The 19,732-nt window shown below is 61.6% G+C and carries 17 protein-coding genes and 1 pseudogene; 11 read left to right on the top strand and 7 right to left on the bottom strand.

From position 1 onward, the window contains the following. Positions 1–3 precede the first annotated feature (3 nt). Positions 4–849: an ABC transporter permease gene (locus tag ACQRBV_RS23975; protein WP_411984606.1), complete on the bottom strand. Its 846-nt coding sequence runs from the start codon at positions 847–849 to the stop codon at positions 4–6. Continuing rightward, positions 846–1,874 carry an ABC transporter ATP-binding protein gene (locus tag ACQRBV_RS23970; RefSeq protein WP_411984605.1) on the bottom strand — a complete coding sequence of 343 codons (1,029 nt, stop codon included), beginning with the start codon at positions 1,872–1,874 and terminating at the stop codon, positions 846–848. The genes ACQRBV_RS23975 and ACQRBV_RS23970 overlap by 4 nt, the downstream gene beginning before the upstream one ends. A gap of 235 nt (positions 1,875–2,109) precedes the next feature. Between ACQRBV_RS23970 and ACQRBV_RS23965 the strand changes: the two genes are divergently transcribed. Continuing rightward, positions 2,110–2,946 carry an IclR family transcriptional regulator gene (locus ACQRBV_RS23965; RefSeq protein ID WP_411984604.1) on the top strand — a complete coding sequence of 279 codons (837 nt, stop codon included), beginning with the start codon at positions 2,110–2,112 and terminating at the stop codon, positions 2,944–2,946. A 37-nt stretch (positions 2,947–2,983) separates the two neighbouring features. Here ACQRBV_RS23965 and ACQRBV_RS23960 read toward each other — a convergent pair whose 3' ends face one another. Continuing rightward, complete coding sequence (locus ACQRBV_RS23960) at positions 2,984–3,646, bottom strand: response regulator (protein ID WP_060755340.1); 663 nt, start codon at positions 3,644–3,646, stop codon at positions 2,984–2,986. Next, positions 3,627–7,004 (bottom strand): ATP-binding protein, encoded by a 3,378-nt coding sequence (locus tag ACQRBV_RS23955; RefSeq protein WP_411984603.1) that lies wholly within the window; start codon positions 7,002–7,004, stop codon positions 3,627–3,629. Before ACQRBV_RS23955 ends, ACQRBV_RS23960 begins: the two co-directional genes overlap by 20 nt. Before the next feature lie 312 nt (positions 7,005–7,316). Between ACQRBV_RS23955 and urtA the strand changes: the two genes are divergently transcribed. The 5 genes from urtA to urtE all read left to right on the top strand — a co-directional run bounded on the left by urtA (position 7,317) and on the right by urtE (position 12,155). After that, complete coding sequence (gene urtA / locus ACQRBV_RS23950) at positions 7,317–8,525, top strand: urea ABC transporter substrate-binding protein (protein WP_060755339.1); 1,209 nt, start codon at positions 7,317–7,319, stop codon at positions 8,523–8,525. Between the two features lie 95 nt (positions 8,526–8,620). Then, positions 8,621–9,538 (top strand): urea ABC transporter permease subunit UrtB, encoded by a 918-nt coding sequence (urtB, locus tag ACQRBV_RS23945; RefSeq protein ID WP_060755338.1) that lies wholly within the window; start codon positions 8,621–8,623, stop codon positions 9,536–9,538. Between the two features lie 10 nt (positions 9,539–9,548). Beyond that, positions 9,549–10,700: an urea ABC transporter permease subunit UrtC gene (gene urtC, locus ACQRBV_RS23940; RefSeq protein WP_060755337.1), complete on the top strand. Its 1,152-nt coding sequence runs from the start codon at positions 9,549–9,551 to the stop codon at positions 10,698–10,700. Continuing rightward, positions 10,697–11,455 (top strand): urea ABC transporter ATP-binding protein UrtD, encoded by a 759-nt coding sequence (urtD, locus tag ACQRBV_RS23935; protein ID WP_060755336.1) that lies wholly within the window; start codon positions 10,697–10,699, stop codon positions 11,453–11,455. The genes urtC and urtD overlap by 4 nt, the downstream gene beginning before the upstream one ends. A gap of 10 nt (positions 11,456–11,465) precedes the next feature. Further along, positions 11,466–12,155: an urea ABC transporter ATP-binding subunit UrtE gene (gene urtE / locus ACQRBV_RS23930; RefSeq protein WP_411984602.1), complete on the top strand. Its 690-nt coding sequence runs from the start codon at positions 11,466–11,468 to the stop codon at positions 12,153–12,155. Between the two features lie 52 nt (positions 12,156–12,207). Here urtE and ACQRBV_RS23925 read toward each other — a convergent pair whose 3' ends face one another. Together ACQRBV_RS23925 and ACQRBV_RS23920 are read right to left on the bottom strand one after the other, a co-directional pair. Then, positions 12,208–12,915, bottom strand: a complete 708-nt coding sequence (locus ACQRBV_RS23925) for a methyl-accepting chemotaxis protein (RefSeq protein WP_411984738.1) — start codon at positions 12,913–12,915, stop codon at positions 12,208–12,210. A gap of 417 nt (positions 12,916–13,332) precedes the next feature. Then, positions 13,333–13,824 (bottom strand): annotated as a pseudogene (locus ACQRBV_RS23920) (MCP four helix bundle domain-containing protein); the annotation flags it as partial. Positions 13,825–14,073: 249 nt separating this feature from the next. Here ACQRBV_RS23920 and fmdA point away from each other — a divergent pair. The 5 genes from fmdA to ACQRBV_RS23895 all read left to right on the top strand — a co-directional run bounded on the left by fmdA (position 14,074) and on the right by ACQRBV_RS23895 (position 19,437). Then, positions 14,074–15,303 (top strand): formamidase, encoded by a 1,230-nt coding sequence (fmdA, locus tag ACQRBV_RS23915; RefSeq protein ID WP_060755333.1) that lies wholly within the window; start codon positions 14,074–14,076, stop codon positions 15,301–15,303. A gap of 2 nt (positions 15,304–15,305) precedes the next feature. Then, entirely contained in the window at positions 15,306–15,653 is a 348-nt protein-coding gene (locus ACQRBV_RS23910; RefSeq protein WP_411984601.1) for an FmdB family zinc ribbon protein, read from the top strand. A 15-nt stretch (positions 15,654–15,668) separates the two neighbouring features. Next, positions 15,669–16,703, top strand: a complete 1,035-nt coding sequence (locus ACQRBV_RS23905; RefSeq protein WP_411984600.1) for an aliphatic amidase — start codon at positions 15,669–15,671, stop codon at positions 16,701–16,703. Positions 16,704–16,868: 165 nt separating this feature from the next. Further along, complete coding sequence (locus ACQRBV_RS23900; protein ID WP_060755330.1) at positions 16,869–18,224, top strand: MATE family efflux transporter; 1,356 nt, start codon at positions 16,869–16,871, stop codon at positions 18,222–18,224. Between the two features lie 40 nt (positions 18,225–18,264). Further along, on the top strand, positions 18,265–19,437 hold the full coding sequence (locus tag ACQRBV_RS23895; RefSeq protein ID WP_060755329.1) for an MFS transporter: 1,173 nt from the start codon (positions 18,265–18,267) through the stop codon (positions 19,435–19,437). Here ACQRBV_RS23895 and ACQRBV_RS23890 read toward each other — a convergent pair. Further along, positions 19,405–19,629, bottom strand: a complete 225-nt coding sequence (locus tag ACQRBV_RS23890; protein WP_198763087.1) for a hypothetical protein — start codon at positions 19,627–19,629, stop codon at positions 19,405–19,407. The two genes, ACQRBV_RS23895 and ACQRBV_RS23890, sit on opposite strands and share 33 nt — an antisense overlap. Between the last annotated feature and the right edge of the window lie 103 nt (positions 19,630–19,732).

Raw genomic sequence — 19,732 nt, 5'->3', positions numbered from 1 at the left:
CGCTTAAACCCCCAGGGACTTTTTGTAGCGGCTTTCGACCATGCGGTTCCAGCTCAGCATGATCAGCAGGTTGACCAGCAGCAGCACCACTGCGATGGTCGCGCCCATGGGCCAGTTGAGTTCCGAGAGGTACTGGTCGTACACCACGGTGGCGACCATTTTCAGGCGCCGCCCGCCCAGCAGGCCGGGAATGGCGAATGAGCTGGCGGCCAGGCCGAATACGATCAAGGTGCCGGACAACACGCCGGGCATCACCTGCGGCAAGACGATCTTGCGCATCACCGTGGCCTGGCTTGCGCCCAGCGAAAGCGCCGCCTGTTCAGCCGACGGGTCGAGTTTTTGCAGCGAGGTCCACACCGGAATGATCATGAACGGCAGCATCACGTGCACCAGCGCGATGATCACGGCAAATGGCGTGTACAACAGCTTCACCGGGCGCCCACCGAGGGCCTGGATCACTTGATTGACCAAGCCGTCGGCGCCCAGCAGCAAGCTCCAGACGAAGGCGCGCACCACCACCGAGATCAACAGCGGGGTGAGGATCAGGATCAGGAAAATCGAGCGCCACGGGGTGCCCATGCGGCTGAGGATGTAGGCCTCGGGCACGCCGATGACCACGCACAGCAAGGTCACCAAGGCGCTGATCCAGAAGGTGCGCCAGAAGATTTCGTAGAAATACGCATCGCGCAGCAAAGACAGGTAATGGGCCAAGGTCCACTCATCGGCCTTCACGCCGACCTGATAGTCGAACACGTTGAACGACAGCACCAAGGTCAAGCCCAGCGGCAGCAGCAACAGCCCGGTAAACAGGGCCAGGGCCGGCAACGACAATAAGTAGCCCCGACTCATGGGCGCACCTCATCCGCCGCCAAGACGCGCAACAACTCGGCTTGCCACTGCAGGCCCACCGCCGTGCCGCAGCCCAGTGGCACGCTGCCGTCGTTGCTGCAGGCCACGGTGATTTCGCCGAGCGGGGTCTGGACGCGGTACAACCATTGACTGCCGAAGAAGTAGCGGTCGCGCACGCTGCCTTGCAGGCGGCCGAGGCCGGCGTCTACCAGTTGGATTTTCTCCGGGCGCAGGCTCAGGGTCAGTTCACCGCTGCCGCCTGCCTGGCGCACTTGCGGGTTGCCGAGTGCGTCGTAGTCGCCGGGCAACAGGTTGGCTTTGCCGACGAAGTCCGAGATAAACCGGGTGCGCGGGTGCTCATAGAGTGTGTACGGCGCGTCGATCTGGGTCACACGCCCGGCCTGCATCACCACCACGCGGTCGCTGATCGACAGCGCTTCGGCCTGGTCGTGGGTAACCATCAAGGTAGTGATGCCCACGGCGCACTGGATGCGGCGAATTTCAAATTGCATTTCTTCGCGCAGGCTGGCGTCGAGGTTGGACAGCGGTTCGTCCAGCAGCAACACCGGTGGTTCGATCACCAGCGCACGCGCCAGGGCCACCCGTTGGCGCTGGCCGCCGGACAGCTCGCGCGGGTAGCGCTCGGCATGTTGCGCCAGGCGTACCAGCTCCAGCACGTTTTTGACCTGGGTGGCGATTTGGCTGGCCGGCACTTTGCGCATCTTCAGGCCGAACGCGACGTTGTCGCGCACGCTCATGTGCGGGAACAGCGCATAACTCTGGAACACCACGCCCAGGCCGCGACTGGCGGGCTTGGCGTGAGTGATGTCGCGACCGTCGAGCAGGATTTGCCCGCCACTGACGTCCACGAAGCCTGCGATCATTTGCAAGGTGGTGGTCTTGCCGCAACCCGAGGGGCCGAGCAGGGACACGAATTCGCCTTTTTCCACCGCAAGGTCGGTAGCGACCACTGCGTCGACGGCGCCATAGCGTTTGCTCAAGGCGTTGAGTTGGAGAAATGCCATAGTGCGTTCCACCTTTTTGAGTCGCGTCGAGACGCGCTTTTTTGTTTTGGGCAGATGCGAAAGAAGTGTCGCGGGTGCGTTGGCGCTCGATCTCAAGTCGGCTGCCGATTGTTGTTCATTTCGCCCCTGTGAACGCAGATTAGGACGAAGAGCCGGAAGGGTGGAAGATGGAATTTCACTGAATGAAGTATTATTTTCAGTTTTATTCAATGGTCAGAATAGTTGAGGCTTTTCGATGGAAAATGATTCCACTGAGCGGAATATCGAGAGCAAGGAAGTCGGCGCGGGCAGTGTGTCTCGGCTGTTTGCGTTATTGCGCACGCTGGGTACAGTACCGGAAGGCGGCGAACGCGTGACCCAACTGGCGCAGCAGGTGGGCCTGTCCCAGCCCACTACCCACCGCCTGCTGCGCAGCCTGGTGGACGAGGGCATGGTCGAGCAGGATGCGCGCAGCAAGCGCTACCGCCTGAGCCTGGAGTTTTTCGCGCTGGCAGCGAATGCGGGCAAGACCGGCAACCTGCGTGACCTGGCGCGGCCAAGCCTGCTGCGCCTGAGCGCGTCCCTGGGCGACTCACTGTTTTTGCTGGCCCGCAGCGGTTTTGATGCGATTTGCCTTGACCGCAGCGAAGGTCCATACCCGATCCGCACCTTCACCGGCGATATCGGCGGGCGCGTGGCGCTGGGTGTGGGGCAGGGCAGCCTGGCGATCCTGGCGTTCCTGCCGGAGGAAGAGCGCGAAACGGTGATCCGCTACAACTTGCCCCGCCTCAAGGACTTCCATCTGTATGACGAAGTGCTGTTGCGCTCGGAGGTGCAGAACGTGCGCCAGCTTGGCTATGCGGCGCGCAATACCGGGGTGCTGGAGGGCATGGCCGGGCTGGCGGTGCCCATCCTCAATCGCGAGGGGCATGCGGTGGCGGCGTTGAGTGTGGCAACCATCAGCGACCGGCTGGGGCCGAGCCGCTTACCGATGGTGGTGGAGTTGTTGAAGCGCGAAGCGGCGGCGATCGGGCCGCGGATCAACCCGTTTGATCCGACCTTGCGCCGGCCTTCACAGACGTTTGGGGGATAACTCATTTTTGCGGTACCCCCTATCGCCCCGCACAGGTCTAGATCGCGGCCAGGGCTACCGACGTGGCTGCCGTGCGGGTCTCCACGCCGAGCTTCACATAGACATGCTCCAGATGTTTGTTCACCGTCCTCGGACTCAACCCCAGAATATCCCCGATATCCCGGTTGGTCTTCCCACACGCCACCCAGCGCAACACCTCCACCTCGCGCTCGGTCAGCTGGAATCTGGCTGACAGCAGCCTTTGTGCCGGCGCATCTTCAAGCGTCAGTACACTCGGCTGCCGTGCCTCCCTTGCCGACAGCAAAATACGCGACGTGCGCAAATGTGCCGCCACCCGTGCCAGCACTTCATCGGTCTGGATCGGCTTGGTCACGTAGTCGCTGCCACCTACCTCAAACCCCTGCACGACATGCTTGCTATCGGTCAGCCCGGTCATGAACACCACCGGAATGTCTGCGCTGGCAGGCTGCGCCTTGAGCCGACGGCAGGTCTCGAAGCCGTCCAGGCCGGGCATCATCGCGTCCAGCAGGATCAGGTCCGGGCGCCGGCGTTGCACGCGGTTCAACGCGCTGAGGCCGTCGAGGGCAACCAGTACCATATAGCCCGCGTCGTCGAGGGCGTCGGAGAGCATGGCCAGGTTATCCGGGGTGTCGTCCACGATCAGCACGACGCCGGGTTCATTACTGGTCAATGCATTCATCTGCGGCCTCCTTGAGGGTTCGGTTGAGTTCATCCAGGCGGAAGCCCTTGAGCAGCCCGCGGACCTTGCTGATAAAAGGTTCGGTGTCCGGGCGCTGTTCAAGGAGGGTGTCGAGTTTGGCATGCAGGCCCCGCACATAGCCGATGGCGCTGAGCTCGGCGAGTTCAGCCAGGTCTGCAGGGCTGGGCAATACGCTGGGCGGTGGCGGTGGTATCCGACTTTGGGTGCGCCGCAGCCATTGCAGGCCCAGGTGCTGTTGCAAGCAGCCGAGCAGCTCCGGCGTGCGCACGGGCTTGGCCAGGTAATCGTTGCAGGCGGCGGCAATGCTGCGTTCGCGGTCGTCGGTGAACGCGTTGGCCGAGATCACGATGATCGGCGCGGTGGACAACGCATTGCGGCGGATCAGGCGGCTGGTTTCATAGCCATCCAGGGTCGGCATCGAGAGGTCCATCAGGATCAGGTCGGGCGCCAGCAGCGCCACCTGGCGGATTGCGTCCTGGCCGTTGCTGGCCTGGATCACCTCGAAACCCAGCGGCGTGAGCATGCCGCTGAGCACCTTGCGATGATCCACATGGTCATCCACCACCAGAATGCGCCGTCGCGTGCCTTGATAGCCAATGATGTCGTGCTCGACATGTACCACCGCTTGCGGTGCACGCACCTGCGACAGGAACAGCCGCACCTGGAAGCAGGTGCCCTTGTCCAGTTCACTGGTGACCCGCAGTTCGCCGCCCATCAAGGACGTGAGCATGCGGGTGATGGTCAGCCCCAGGCCCACGCCATTGCCCTGGCGCATCAGGTCGCCGCGTTCGAACGGTTGGAAAATCCGCTCCAACTGCCCGGGGTCGATGCCGATACCGGTGTCGATGATTTCAAAGTTGGCGGTCTCGCGCCTATAGCTGACCCTCAGGCACACCTCGCCGCTGTCGGTGAAGTTCACCGCATTGCCCAGCAGGTTGATCAGAATCTGGCGCACGCGTTTTTCATCGCCACGCACCACGGCGGGGATCTTGCCCACGCAGTCCAGGCGAAAGCGCAGGCCCTTGTCCCGGGCTTGCGGAGTGAACATCTGTTCCAGGTCGTGGAGCAGCTCGGGGAAGGGGATCTCGGTGGGTTCCAGGCGCAACTTGCCGGCCTCGATCTTGGCCACGTCGAGCAGGCCGTCGATCAGCGAGACCAAGTGCGAGCCGCTGCGCAAAATGGTTGCTAGCGCATCCTGGTGCTGTTCGGGCATGGCGCTGTCACGCTGCAGAATCTGGGTGAAACCGAGGATGCTATTGAGCGGCGTGCGCAGTTCATGGGACAGGCCGGTGACGTAGCGGCTCTTGGCGGCATTCGCCGCTTCGGAGGCCTCCTTGGCTTGTTGCAGCGCCTGGTCGGTGAGGCTGTGGGCGTCGATTTCCTGCATCAGCAGCAGGGTCTGGCGGTCGGATTCCTCCTGGGCCACGCCACGGCTTTCGCGGGTCAGCACCACCCACCAAGCGAGCACCGCGGCCAACACGGATAACGTCAGGAAAGCCTTGAAGAACGCCTGGTACAAGGTTTCCGAATGCGGCAAGCCTTGCGCTGCCTGCACATAGATCAAGGCCAAGGCACCGGCGAGCATCAACACCAGCGCCATCAGCAATCCGAGGTAATGTGCCAACCGGGTATGCAGGCGTGGCATCAGCGTATTGGGCAGCAACCAGCGCAGTACGCTTTCGAACTGGGTGACTAAACGGGCGTGGGGCTTGCAACGATCTCCGCAACGCGCATCCAGCGAACAGCACAGCGAACAGATCGGCGTGCCATAGGCCGGGCAGAACGCCATGTCCGCCGTCTCGAACGGGTTGCTGCACAGCCCGCAGACCGCGTGCGTCGCGCAGGCAACCGGGTGAATCAACTGCACGTCGCTGGTACGGGCGATGTAGTACTTGCCCTGGGTCAGCCAGGCCAACAGCGGCGCCATCACCAGCGCGGTACCCAGTGCCACGAAGGGCGGCGCGGCATGGGCCAGGGCGCCGAACAGGCCAAAGTGCGCGAGGATCGACAGCAATGAGGCAATCAGCATCGAGCCGACGCCTACCGGGTTGATGTCGTAGAGGTGCGCGCGCTTGAACTCGATGTGCCTGGGCGACAGGCCCAAAGGCTTGTTGATCACCAGGTCGGCCACCAGGGTGCCGATCCAGGCAATCGCGATATTGGCATAGAGCCCCAGTACCTGATCGATCACATCGAACACGCCCAACTCCATCAACATCAGCGCAATGGCCACGTTGAACACCAGCCACACCACACGGCCGGGGTGACTGTGGGTGACCCGGGCAAAGAAGTTGGACCAGGCCAGCGAGCCTGCATAGGCATTGGTCAGGTTGATCTTCATCTGCGAAATGAACACGAACAACACCATGGCGCCGAGTGCCCATTCCGGTGAGCTGAACACATAGTGGAACGCGACCAGGTACATCTGGGTCGGTTCGGCGGCGCGCTCCATGGGGATTTCATGTTGCAGCGCGAGAAATGCCAGGAACGCCCCGCCGAACATCTTCAAGGCGCCGGGGACGATCCAGCCGGGGCCGGCACACAGCAGGGCGGCCCACCAACGCTTGCGGTTGGCAGCAGTTTTTTCCGGCAGGAAGCGCAGGTAGTCCACCTGTTCGCCGATCTGCGTCACCAGCGACAGCGCAACGGTGCAGGCGGCGCAGAACGCCAGCAGATTGAAATCGCCGCCGTCGGCGTTGCGCCCGACGAAGCTGGTCCAGTCGCTGAAAGCGTCGGGGTTTTTCCACGCCACAAAGCCGTAGGGCAACACCAGCAACAGCAGCCAGATCGGTTGCGTCCACAATTGCAGGCGGCTGATCAGGGTCACGCCGTAAGCCACCAACGGGATCACCAGCAGTGAGCAGATCACATAGGCCAGGGCCAGCGGGATATGGAAATACAGCTCCAGGGCCAGGGCCATGATCGCTGCTTCCAGGGCAAAGAACAGGAAGGTGAAGCTGGCGTAGATCAGCGAGGTGATAGTCGAGCCGATGTAACCGAAGCCGGCACCGCGAGTGAGCAGGTCCATGTCCACACCGTAGCGCGCGGCGTAGTAGCTGATGGGCAGGCCGCTCAAGAAAATTATCAGGCTGATGGCGAGGATCGCCCAGAAGGTGTTGGTGAAGCCGTAACTCAAGGCCAGCACGCCGCCGATGGCTTCCAGCGCCAGGAACGACACCGCGCCGAGGGCCGTGTTGGCAATGCGCAGTTCCGACCATTTGCGAAAGGACTTGGGGGTGTAGCGCAGGGCATAGTCTTCCATGGTCTCGTCGGCGACCCAGGTGTTGTAGTCGCGGCGGATCTTGATGATGCGCTGGGTACCGGGAGGGGGCTGCACGGTGGAAGGCTCCGGGAAGTGGGCGAGATTGATCAGCAAATTCCATGCCCCGACAGGCACCCAGATCCAAATGTGCGAGCGGGCTTGCTCGCGAATGCGGTGTGCCTGTAGCTGATGGGGTGACAGCTACCGCGCATTCGCGAGCAAGCCCGCTCTCACAGGGGATCTCCAGTGCCTGGGGGAGCGTGATCCTGCCCTGGATTGGTGCGCCGCGGCATACGTCAAATGACGTACACCGTTACGTCAGGCTGCGTATACCCGAGCCGGATGACTGCCGCCATGCTGGACACCTCATTGCAGAGGAGTCGCCCCATGGCAATACGATTGATCCGCTCCACACCGCTGTTGGCCTTGTCATTGCTGGCGGCCGCTCTGTTCAGCCAGGGCGTGCTGGCCGATAACGAAGGCCTGGCCGTGACCCCCACCGAAGTCACCGTCGGCCAATTGCATTCGGCCACCGGCACCATGGCTATTTCCGAGACCGGCTCGATCCAGGCCGAGCGCCTGGCCATCGAACAGATCAACGCCTCGGGCGGGATCCTGGGACGGCAGATCAAGGTCATTCAGGAAGACGGTGCCTCCGACTGGCCGACCTTCGCCGAAAAAGCCAAGAAACTGCTGGTCAACGACAAGGTTGCCGCGGTGTTCGGCTGCTGGACGTCGGCCTCGCGCAAAGCCGTGCTGCCGATCTTCGAGAAAGAAAACGGCCTGCTGTACTACCCGACCTTCTATGAGGGCCTGGAACAGTCGAAAAACGTGATCTATACCGGGCAGGAAGCCACCCAGCAAATTCTCGCCAGCCTCGACTGGATCGCCAAGACCAAGGGCGCCAAGACCTTCTACCTGGTCGGCTCCGACTACATCTGGCCGCGCACCTCGATGAAGATCGCGCGCAAGCACATTGAAAACGTACTGCACGGCACCGTGGTCGGCGAAGACTACTACCCCTTGGGCAACACCCAGTTCGGTTCGCTGATCAACAAGGTCAAGCTGAAAAAGCCTGACGTGGTGTTTGCCGCCGTGGTGGGCGGTTCCAACGTGGCGTTCTACAAACAACTCAATGCCGCAGGCGTGAATGCCTCCAAGCAGACCTTGCTGACCCTGTCGGTCACCGAAGACGAACTGCTCGGCATCGGCGGCGAGAACATGGCCGGTTTCTATGCCTCGATGAAGTACTTCCAGAGCCTGGACAATCCTAACAACAAAGCCTTCGTCGAAGCCTTCAAGGCCAAGTACGGCAAGGATGCGGTGATCGGCGACGTAACCCAGGCAGCCTACCTCGGCCCATGGTTGTGGAAAGCGGCGGTGGAGAAGGCCGGCAGTTTCGACGTGGATAAAGTGGTGGCCGCGTCCCCGGGCATCGAACTGAAAACCGCGCCGGAAGGCTATGTGAAGATCCACGAGAATCATCACCTGTGGAGCAAGTCGCGCATCGGCGAAGTGCAGCCGAACGGCCAGTTCAAGGTGATCTACGAGTCGGACCTGATCGAGCCGAACCCATTCCCGAAAGGCTACCAGTAACGGGTTTCACCTGTGGGAGGTGGCTTGCCCTAATGCCACCTCCCACATAAAGCCAAGGCAGCCCGCATTTCATTTCTCTGCAGGAGACCATCATCATGGAATGGCTATCGGAATTTGGAGCCATCGCGGCGATGCAGGGGTTCAACGGTTTGTCCGTGTTCTGCGTGCTATTGCTGATGGCATTGGGGCTGGCGATCATCTTTGGCCAGATGGGCGTCATCAACATGGCCCACGGTGAGTTCCTGACCATCGGCGCCTACACCACCTACGTGTGTTCCAGCCTCACGGCGCACTTTGCACCGAGCTTCCAACCCTATTACTTCTTCTTCGCCATCGCCCTGTCATTCCTCGTCGCCGGTGCCATTGGCTGGCTGGTGGAATGGGCGATGATCAGCCGGTTGTACAAGCGCCCGTTGGACACTTTGCTTGCCACCTGGGGCTTGTCGCTGGTGATGCAACAGACCTTCCGGTCGGTATTCGGTGCCCGTGAAGTCAGCGCAGAACCACCGGCGTGGCTGATGGGGTCGGTGAACTTCACCGATGCCATCGAGATCCCGCGCAACGGCCTGTTCATGATGGGCCTGACCCTGCTGCTCACCGCTGCGATCTTCCTGATGCTCTACCGTTCGCGCTGGGGCTTGCAGGTACGCGCCACGGTGCAGAACCGTCTGATGAGCCGTGCGGTGGGTATCAATACGCGCAAGGTCGACCGCATGACCTTCGCCCTGGGCTGCGGCGTGGCCGGTGTGGCCGGCGCGGCATTCACCACGATTGGCTCGACCGGGCCGACGGCGGGCTCGCAGTACATCGTCGACACTTTCCTGGTGGTGGTGTTCGGCGGCGCGCAAAGCCTGTTCGGCACCATCGCCTCGGCGTTCGTGATTGCCCAGACCCAATCGCTGTCGGAGTTTTTTCTCAGTGGCTCGATGGCCAAGGTGCTCACCTTGTCCTCGGTGATTCTGATCCTGATGCTGCGCCCGCAAGGGTTGTTCTCCATCAAAGTGCGCAAGTAGAGGCGACCGGATGAAGGCTTTAGACAAGCTGCTGGGCGGCCAGCAAAACCTGATCGGCATCGTGTTGCTGGCGTTGTTGATCCTGGTGATATTTCCCCTGACCCTGGATGCGTTCCGCCTGAACATGGTCGGCAAATACCTGACCTACGCGTTTGTCGCGGTCGGCCTGGTGCTGTGCTGGGGCTATGGCGGCATCCTCAGCCTGGGGCAGGGCGTGTTCTTCGGGGTTGGCGGCTATTGCATGGCGATGTTCCTCAAGCTTGAGGCCTCGGACCCGGAAAGCACCAAGATTCAATCGACGCCGGGCATCCCGGACTTCATGGACTGGAACCAGATCACCGAACTGCCGTGGTTGTGGCAGCCATTCCACAGTTTCAGCTTCACGCTGGTGGCAGTGATTGCGGTGCCGGTGCTGCTGGCGTTCATCATCGGCATGGCGCTGTTCAAGCGGCGCGTGGGCGATGTGTATTTCTCCATTGTCACCCAGGCGATTGCGCTGATCCTCACGGTGCTGATCGTCGGCCAGCAAGGTCTGACCGGGGGCGTCAATGGCATCACCGACCTCAAGACCCTGCTGGGCTGGGACCTGCGCACCGACAGCGCGAAGATGGCCCTGTACTTCATCAACGCCGGGTTGCTGTTCGGCTGCATCCTGATTGGTCGTTTCATCCTGGCGTCGAAGCTCGGCCGGCTGCTGATGGCCATGCGCGACAAGGAAGAGCGCGTGCGTTTCTCCGGCTATGACGTGGCCAGCTTCAAGATCTTCGTGTTCTGCGTGGCGGCTGCCTTCTCGGCGATCGGCGGGGCGATGTTTGCCTTGCAGGTGGGTTTCATGTCGCCTTCGTTCGTGGGCATCGTGCCATCGATCGAGATGGTGATCTTTGCGGCGGTGGGTGGGCGCATGTCGCTGCTGGGCGCGGTGTACGGCGCGCTGCTGGTGAATTACGGCAAGACGTACTTTTCCGAGTCGTTCCCCGAGTTGTGGTTGTACCTGATGGGCGGGCTGTTTATCGCGGTGGTGATGTATTTCCCCAATGGTCTCGCCGGGCTATGGGACAGCCATGGTCGCCAGGCGCTGGCGAAACTGTTGCGACGCAAACCGGTAGTGCAAGCCCCGATTAAAGCCAAGGCCAACACCAAGATCCTGGAGACCCAACCATGACCGCCGTCGGTTTTGAAATGAACAAACCGGTGCTGGCCATCGAAGGTCTCACCGTTTCGTTCGACGGTTTCAAGGCCGTCGATAACCTCAACCTGTATATCGACCGCAATGAAGTGCGCGTGGTGATCGGCCCCAACGGCGCGGGCAAGACCACCGTACTCGACCTGATCTGCGGCAAGACCCGCGCCACCAGCGGCAGTATCCAGTTCGATGGCCAGGAACTGACCAGGATGCGCGAGTACAACATTGTGCGGGCCGGGGTCGGGCGCAAGTTCCAGAACCCGTCGATCTACGAGAACCTCACGGTGTTCGAAAACCTGGAAATGTCCTACCCGGCGGGGCGCAAGGTGTGGGGCGCGCTGTTCTTCAAGCGCAGTGCCCAGGTCATCCAACGGGTAGAAGCGGTGGCGCAAGAGATCTTTCTTGGCGACTTGCTGCAACAACAGGCTGACCTGCTGTCCCACGGGCAAAAACAGTGGCTGGAAATCGGCATGTTGCTGATGCAGGACCCCGAGTTGCTGATGCTCGACGAACCCGTCGCGGGCATGAGCGTCAACGAGCGCGCGCAAACCGCCGAGCTGCTCAAGCGCATCAGCCAGGGCCGTTCGGTGCTGGTGATCGAGCACGATATGGAGTTCGTCAAAAGCATCGCCCACAAAGTCACGGTGTTGCACCAGGGCAAGGTGCTGGCCGAGGGCAGCATGGAGTCGGTGCAAAGCAACCCGAAAGTCATCGAAGTGTATTTGGGCCACTGAGGAAACAGGTATGTTCAAGATCGACCAGTTGTCCTGCGGCTACGGGCAGAGCCAGATCCTCCATGACCTGCATCTGGACGTCGCAAAGCGTGAAATCGTCGCTGTGATGGGCCGCAACGGCATGGGCAAGACCACCCTGTTCAAGAGCCTGATGGGCATCCTGCCGCAGTGGAAAGGCCAGGTCAGCGTGGACGGCCACGATGTGTCGGCGCTGGAAACCCATGAACGGGTGGCACGTGGCATCGCCTATGTGGCTCAGGGCCGCATGATTTTCCCGAGCATGACGGTGTTGGAGAATATCCAGACCGGCCTGCCGGCGTCGGCACGCGGCAAAGTGCCGGAAGACTTGTACGCACTGTTCCCCGTGCTCTACGACATGCAATCGCGCAAGGGTGGCAACCTCTCCGGCGGCCAGCAACAACAGTTGGCGATCGCCCGTGCGTTGGCGACCAATCCCAAGGTGCTGTTGCTGGATGAACCGACGGAGGGCATCCAGCCGTCGATCATCAAGGACATTGCGCGCACGCTGAAGGAGATTCGCAACCTGCGCGACCTGACTATCGTGGTCTCGGAGCAGGTGCTGTCGTTCACCCTGGACATCGCCGACCGCTTCCTGGTGATCGAGAAGGGGCGGTTTGTGATCGAAGAGACCCGGGACCGGGTCGACGAAGCGACGATCAGCCGCTATCTGTCGGTGTGAAAAGTGCTGCGCGCTTGACCTGCAAGCTCTTGCAGATCAAGCGCGACAAACTTCAGGCCACGTTGAAAAACGCCACCTGGGTGCTCAAGCGGTCCGCTAGCTCCACCAGTTCATGATTGGAGTTTTCTACCTGTTCGGAACGGGCCGCCGACTGCACGGTGGAGCTGTGGATGCGTGTGACGTTCTGCGCGACTTCTTCGGCGGCGGCGCTTTGCTGGACTGCGGCACTGGCGATCTGCGCATTCATCGCGTTGATCGCGCCCACTTCCTGGCTGATCTTGCCCAGTGCCGCTTGTGAGTCGCGGGTCTGCGCCACGGTGACCTGGGCCAGGCTGCGGCTGCGTTGCATGATGCCGGCGGCGTCCTGGGTGCCGCTTTGCAGCTTGCCGATCATGTCGCGGATTTCCTGGGTGGACGCCTGGGTGCGCGTCGCCAGCGAGCGGACTTCGTCGGCCACCACCGCAAAACCACGACCCTGTTCACCGGCCCGCGCCGCCTCAATGGCGGCGTTGAGTGCCAGCAGGTTGGTCTGGGCGGCAATCGCGTTGATCACTTCGATCACGGTTTCGATGTTTTCACTGTCACTGGAAACCTGGTTTACCCGGCTGGTGGCCTGGTCGAGGATCGTCGCCAGCTCCTCGATGGCCACGGTGACCTCGCCCACCAGGCGATGGCCGCTGTCCACTTCGGCATCCGCCAGGCTCGTCGCTTTCGATGCGGTCGAGGCGTAGCCCGAAACCTCGCTGACCGAGGCGGCCATTTGCGTGATCGCGGCCGCTACATGCTGGGCCTCGCTGGTTTGCAGGGTGATCTGCTGGCGGTTGTCACTGGCCACCGTCAACAGGGTGACCGAGGAGTGGCGTAGCGCCTGGGCCGCCGAGCGTACTTCGGTGATGGTGTCGCGCAGACGCGCCAGGGCGTTTTTCAGGATGCCCATCACGCTATCGGGGTAGCGGGTTTCGATGAGCTGGTTCAAATCGCCATTGGCCAGGCGACGGATCGCCTGGGCGACTTCTTCCGGCTCGGCACCGAGGGTCGCCTTGACCTGGCGAATGATCAGCAGCGATACCAGCACACTCAAGACGATTGCCACGGCACTGGCCAGCAGCATCAGCACGGCAAAATTGCCGGCTGCCGATTGCACCGTGTCCAGGCGTTGCTTGATCTGGGCTTCCTCGAAGTCGATCAATGCATTCACGCGCTTGAGCCATTCGGTGTAGTACGGCGATGCCTGGGTCAGCAGCAGCTCCTGGGCGCCGGCAATGTCATTGCCGCGACGCAGGCTGATCACGCGTTCGGTGGAGGCCAGGGCCTGGGTCTCGATGGCCTTGATATCCCCCAGAAGCCGGGATTCTTCGGCGCCGGCCGTGGTCTGGGCGAACAGGCGATCCATCAGCACCGCCGAGTCCTGGTAATCGCGTTTGAGTTGCTCGATCTCGGCCAAGTGGTGGCTGAGCGTCGTCTCATCCTTGACCAGTACCGCGTCGCGAATGGCGATGGCGCGGTTGTGCACGCTGCCACGGAAGTTGATCGCGTAGCGTTGGACCACGGCGGCTTTTTCGCCGACATCCTTGAGCGTGCTGTCGATAAAGCCCACGCGTTGAATACCGACCGCAGTGATCAGCACCAGTAACGACAGGGTGGACGCGAAGCCCAGTCCGATGCGCATCGCCAACGACATAGGTTTTTTCATGGAAAGCTCGATATTCGGGAGGGCAAGGAGTGATGGCTAAAAGCTATCTGTACCGCGAATCTATCGATCTGCCTGCCACGGGTCCAATCAGTAAATACTTAAACCATCATCGAGCAAATTGATGGAATAAAACCTGGATTCATACGTCATCCGACGTATTTCCCGTTTTTCCTGGCCGCCTGAGACTGGATCCCACGCCTTGTCATCCTTCCCAGGAGCCAGTCCATGACCGAAACACTGATCAAAGTCGACCTCAACCAGCCTGTTACCGAGAACGAGCACATCCACAACCGCTGGCACCCGGATATCCCGATGGCGTGCTGGGTCAAGCCGGGTGATGACTTCATCCTTGAAACCTACGACTGGACCGCCGGCGCGATCAAGAACAACGACGACGCCAGTGATGTGCGCGATGTGGACCTGTCCACCGTGCATTACCTGTCCGGGCCGGTAGGTGTGCACGGCGCCGAGCCGGGGGACCTGCTGGTGGTCGACTTGCTGGATATCGGCGCCAAGGCGGATTCCCAGTGGGGCTTCAATGGGTTTTTTTCGCGACAGAACGGCGGCGGCTTTCTCACCGATCACTTCCCCCATGCGCAAAAAGCGATTTGGGATTTCAAAGGCATGTTCACCAGCTCGCGGCACATTCCCGGCGTGAACTTCGCCGGCCTGATTCATCCCGGCCTGATCGGCTGCCTGCCCGATCCGGTGATGCTCGCCGACTGGAACCGCCGCGAACAGGAACTGATCGACACTGACCCGACCCGTGTCCCGCCACTGGCCAATGCACCGCTGGCCGCCACAGCCCATATGGGCAAGATGAAAGGCCAGGCGCGTGATGATGCCGCCGCGACCGGCGCGCGTACGGTGCCACCGCGTGAACATGGGGGTAACTGCGATATCAAGGATCTGTCCCGGGGCTCGAAGATCTTCTTCCCGGTCTATGTCAAAGGCGCGGGACTGTCGGTGGGCGATTTGCACTTCAGCCAGGGCGACGGCGAAATCACCTTTTGCGGCGCCATCGAAATGGCCGGCTGGGTGCATATGAAAGTCGAGCTGATCAAGGGCGGCATGGCCAAGTACGGGATCAAGAACCCGGTGTTCAAGCCGAGCCCGATCACGCCGAACTACCAGAACTACCTGATCTTCGAAGGTATCTCGGTAGACGAACAGGGTCAGCAGCACTACCTGGATGTCAACGTCGCCTACCGCCAGGCCTGCCTGAACGCGATCAACTACCTGACCAAGTTCGGCTACTCGCCGGCCCAGGGTTATGCGCTGCTCGGCTCCGCGCCGGTGCAAGGGCACATCAGCGGCGTGGTGGACATCCCGAATGCCTGCGCGACCTTGTGGTTGCCGACGGAAATCTTCGAGTTCGACATCAACCCCAGCGCCAACGGCCCGACCCGGTTCCTCGACGGCAGTATCGACCTGCCCATCGCCCTGGACCTGTAGCCATGCCGACCTACGAATACCCCTGCGACAGCTGCGGCACTTTCACGATGTTGCGCCCAATGGCGCAGCGCAACGAACCCAGCCAATGCCCGTACTGTGAAGGACCTGGCGGGCAACTGCTGGTATCGGCCCCGGCGCTGCAAACCCTGTCGGCGAACCAGCGCAAGGCTATCGCCGGCAACGAGCGCAGCGCCCACGCGCCGCAAACTGTCGGCGAATACCAGGAAAGTCGCAGGCACCCGGTCGGTTGCAGTTGCTGCGGTACGAGTAAAAAAGTCGTGCCGAGCAAGGCCAATCCCTTGGGGCTCAAGACCAGGACCGGCCCACGGCCGTGGATGATCAGTCACTAGAACAGGAGCATTGCAATGCGCCATGGCGACATTTCCAGCAGCCCGGACACCGTCGGTGTAGCGGTGGTGAACTACAAGATGCCGCGCCTGCACAACAAGGCCGAAGTCATCGATAACGCCAAGAAAATTGCCGAGATCATTGTCGGCATGAAGCAGGGCCTGCCCGGCATGGACCTGGTGGTGTTCCCCGAGTACAGCACCATGGGCATCATGTACGACCCTGAAGAAATGATGGCTACCGCGGCGAGTATTCCCGGCGAGGAAACCGCAATCTTCTCGGCGGCCTGCCGCCAGGCGAATACCTGGGGTGTATTTTCCCTGACCGGCGAGCGCCACGAAGAGCATCCGCACAAGGCGCCTTACAACACGCTGGTGTTGATCAATAACCTCGGCGAGATCGTGCAGCGTTATCGCAAGTGCATTCCCTGGTGTCCGATTGAAGGCTGGTACCCGGGGGATCGCACCTATGTTTGCGACGGGCCCAAGGGCATGAAAATCAGCCTGATCATCTGCGATGACGGTAACTACCCGGAGATCTGGCGCGACTGCGCGATGAAAGGCGCCGAGCTGATCGTGCGTTGCCAGGGTTATATGTACCCGGCCAAGGAGCAGCAGGTGCAGATGTCCAAGAGCATGGCCTGGGCGAATAACTGCTACGTGGCGGTGGCCAATGCGGCCGGGTTCGACGGTGTGTATGCGTACTTTGGCCACTCGGCAATCATTGGCTTCGACGGACGTACCCTGGGCGAATGTGGCGAGGAGGAAACGGGTATCCAGTATGCACAGCTGTCGGTGTCGCAGATTCGCGATGCACGGGCCAATGACCAGTCGCAGAACCATCTGTTCAAGCTGCTGCACCGTGGCTACACCGGCATGCATGCCTCGGGGGACGGCGACAGGGGCGTGGCGGACTGTCCGTTCGAGTTCTACCGCACCTGGGTGCTGGACGCACGAAAGGCGCAGGAGACTGTCGAGCAGTTCACTCGCAGCACGGTAGGTGTCTCCGCGTGCCCGGTGGGGCAATTGCCCCACGGCGGCGAAAAGAGATAGCGGAGTAGGGCAGGCGCTTCACCCTTGAACCAGCCCCCTGCGGGCTGAGTTTGAGCCGGCGCTTGCCGCATGCCTGTTGCAAGGCGGCGCCCAAAAGCACAGGAAGATGGGATCCAATTGCGGTATAACCCTCGGACGCTTTAGTGACCCGAGGCCCCGTTTTTCATGCAAAGCCCCTTGCAACGCCCGCTTTGGCAGATCTACCTGCTCTTTCTGGCACCGATGGTGCTGTCCAACTTTCTACAGAGCTTTTCCGGCACCCTCAACGGTATCTACGTTGGGCAGATGCTCGGCACCCAGGCGTTGGCAGCGGTGTCGGGGATGTTCCCCATCGTGTTTTTCTTTATTGCCCTGGTGATCGGTCTGGGGGCGGGCGCCTCGGTGCTGATCGGTCAGGCCTGGGGTGCCCAGGAAACCTCAATGGTCAAGGTGATCACTGGCGCCACCCTGACCTTGGGCGCGCTGGTAGGCTTGGTCGCGGCGGTGCTGGGCAGCCTGTTTGCGCGCCCGGCCTTGCAGGCGTTGGGCACGCCGGTTGATGTCTTGGAGGAGGCCGTCGGGTATGCCCAGATGATGATGTTGATCATGCCGCTGTTGCTGGTCTTCATCCTCTACACCCAGTTGTTGCGCGGCGTCAGTGACACGATCTCGCCGCTGCTGGCGCTGATGGTGTCGACGTTGGCCGGCCTGCTGCTGACACCGGCGCTGATTCGCGGCTGGCTCGGCCTGCCGCCCCAGGGTATCCAGAGCGCGGTGTACGCAGGGCTGGTGGGTAACACCCTGGCGATGCTGTTCCTGATGCTGCGCCTGCGGCATAAAAACCATGTGATGGCGCCGGACCGTGAGTTGCTCGGCGCCTTGCGCCTGGACCGCGTGATTCTCGGTAAAGTCCTGCGTATCGGCCTGCCCACCGGCTTGCAGATGGTGGTGCTGTCGCTGTCGGAGTTGGTCATTCTCGCCCTGGTCAACGGCCACGGTTCCCAGGCCACGGCGGCGTATGGCGCGGTGACGCAGATCGTCAACTATGTGCAATTCCCGGCATTGTCGATCGCCATTACCGCCTCGATCCTGGGCGCCCAGGCGATCGGTGCCGGGCGCCTGGAACGTATCGGGCCGATCCTGCGCACGGGCCTGCTGATCAATACCTGCCTGACCGGTGGCTTGATCGTGCTCGGCTACCTGCTGTCGCATTGGCTGCTGGGGTTGTTCATCACCGACGAGGCTGCGCGAGTCAACGCCGAACACCTGCTGCACATCATGCTGTGGAGCGTGCTGGTCTTCGGTTTCCAGGCGGTGATCGGCGGGATCATGCGTGCCAGCGGCGTGGTGCTGATGCCGGTCGCCATCTCGATCTTCTGTGTGCTGTGCGTTGAGCTGCCGATGGCGTACCTGTTCAATGCGCATTTCGGCCTGGAAGGGGTGTGGATGGCGTTTCCGGTGACCTACCTGGCAATGCTGGCCTTGCAGACTGCGTATTATCGAGTGGTATGGCGGCACAAGCAGATCAAGCGCTTGGTGTGATACAAGCTTGCACAAATCCACAAAACAAGACGTTTGATTGATGGCAAATCCCTACGCCGAGCTGTTCCAGGCGCCTGGCTCGCGCGCTTTCGTGTTGGCCGGCATGTTGGCGCGCATGCCGGTGTCCATGACCGGTATTGGGCTGATCACGATGCTCTCGCAGGTGCACGGCGGTTACGGCCTGGCGGGCTCGGTGGCGGCGGTGTTTGCCTTGGCCACGGCCTTGTGTGCGCCGCAGGTTTCACGTTTGGTTGACCGTTACGGCCAGGGCCGGGTCCTGCCGATTGCCGCGTTGATCGGCGGCGGGGCCTTGTTGCTGTTGTTGCTGTGCACCTATGTGCAAGCTCCTGACTGGACACTGTTCGTATTCGCGGCCTTCGCCGGTTGCATGCCCAATATGTCGGCCATGGTGCGGGCGCGCTGGACCGCGTTATATCGCGGCCAACCCAAGCTGCAAACCGCGTTTGCGCTGGAATCGGTGCTGGATGAAGTGTGCTTCATCATCGGCCCGCCGATATCGGTCGGCTTGTGCGTGGTGGTGTTCCCGCAGGCCGGGCCGTTGGTTGCGGCTTTGCTGCTGGCGGTGGGCGTCACCACCTTTGTGCTGCAACGCGCAACCGAGCCGCCGGTCCACGAACACCAGAGCCATCATGGCCGCTGGCTGATCGCTTCGCCCTCGGTGTTGATCCTGATGGTGCTGTTGCTGGCCATGGGGGTGATCGTGGGCGTCGTGGATGTGGTCAGCGTGGCCTTTGCCCAGCAGCAAGGCCAGCCGGCCGCGGCAAGCATCGTGTTGTCGGTGTATGCCATCGGTTCGTGCCTGGCCGGGCTGGCTTTCGGCGCCTTCAAGCGCAAGGCGCCGTTGCCCCGGCAGTTCCTGTTCTGCGGTGTGGCGACCGCGTTGAGCACATTGCCGCTGCTGCTGGTGAGCAATATTCCCGGCCTGGCGCTGACGGTGTTCGTCTCCGGCTTGTTCTTCGCGCCGACCCTGATTGTGTCCATGGCCCTGGTGGAGCAGATCGTCCCACCCAGCCGCCTGACCGAAGGCATGACCTGGCTGATCACCGGCCTGAGCATCGGCGTGGCCATGGGGGCCGCCAGTTCGGGTTGGATGATTGACCACTATGGCGCCACCCGTGGGTTCTGGGTGGCGCTGATGGCGGGGGCGGTGGTGCTGGGATCAGCGTTGGTAGGGTATCGGCGGTTGGGCTGATGCGGCCCCTGTGCCTGCCCTTTCCAGAAAGTCGTCCACCGCCTGCCGAAAGGCAGTTTCGATTGCTGCTTCGGTTTGTCCTTCGTAACTAACCAGCGCGTCGATATGCAAAACTCTGCCAAACAGGCAATTGTCCTCGACGCTGGTTTCAACTGATCCAGTGTGCCCCTTGTATTTCAAAGCACGATTCATTGAGCGGTTTCTCCTGACTGCAACAGTTCGGTGACCTGGCGCCGCTCACCCTAGGCCAGGCATTTCACTCGCAACATCAGTTGCGTACGGGTTTTGTGTAGGA

The sequence above is a fragment of the Pseudomonas sp. R11F genome (assembly GCF_050312575.1).
GTDB lineage: Bacteria > Pseudomonadota > Gammaproteobacteria > Pseudomonadales > Pseudomonadaceae > Aquipseudomonas > Aquipseudomonas palleroniana.
Note: the sequence above shows the minus strand (reverse complement) of the source record. Positions and strands in the feature narration are given on the sequence as shown.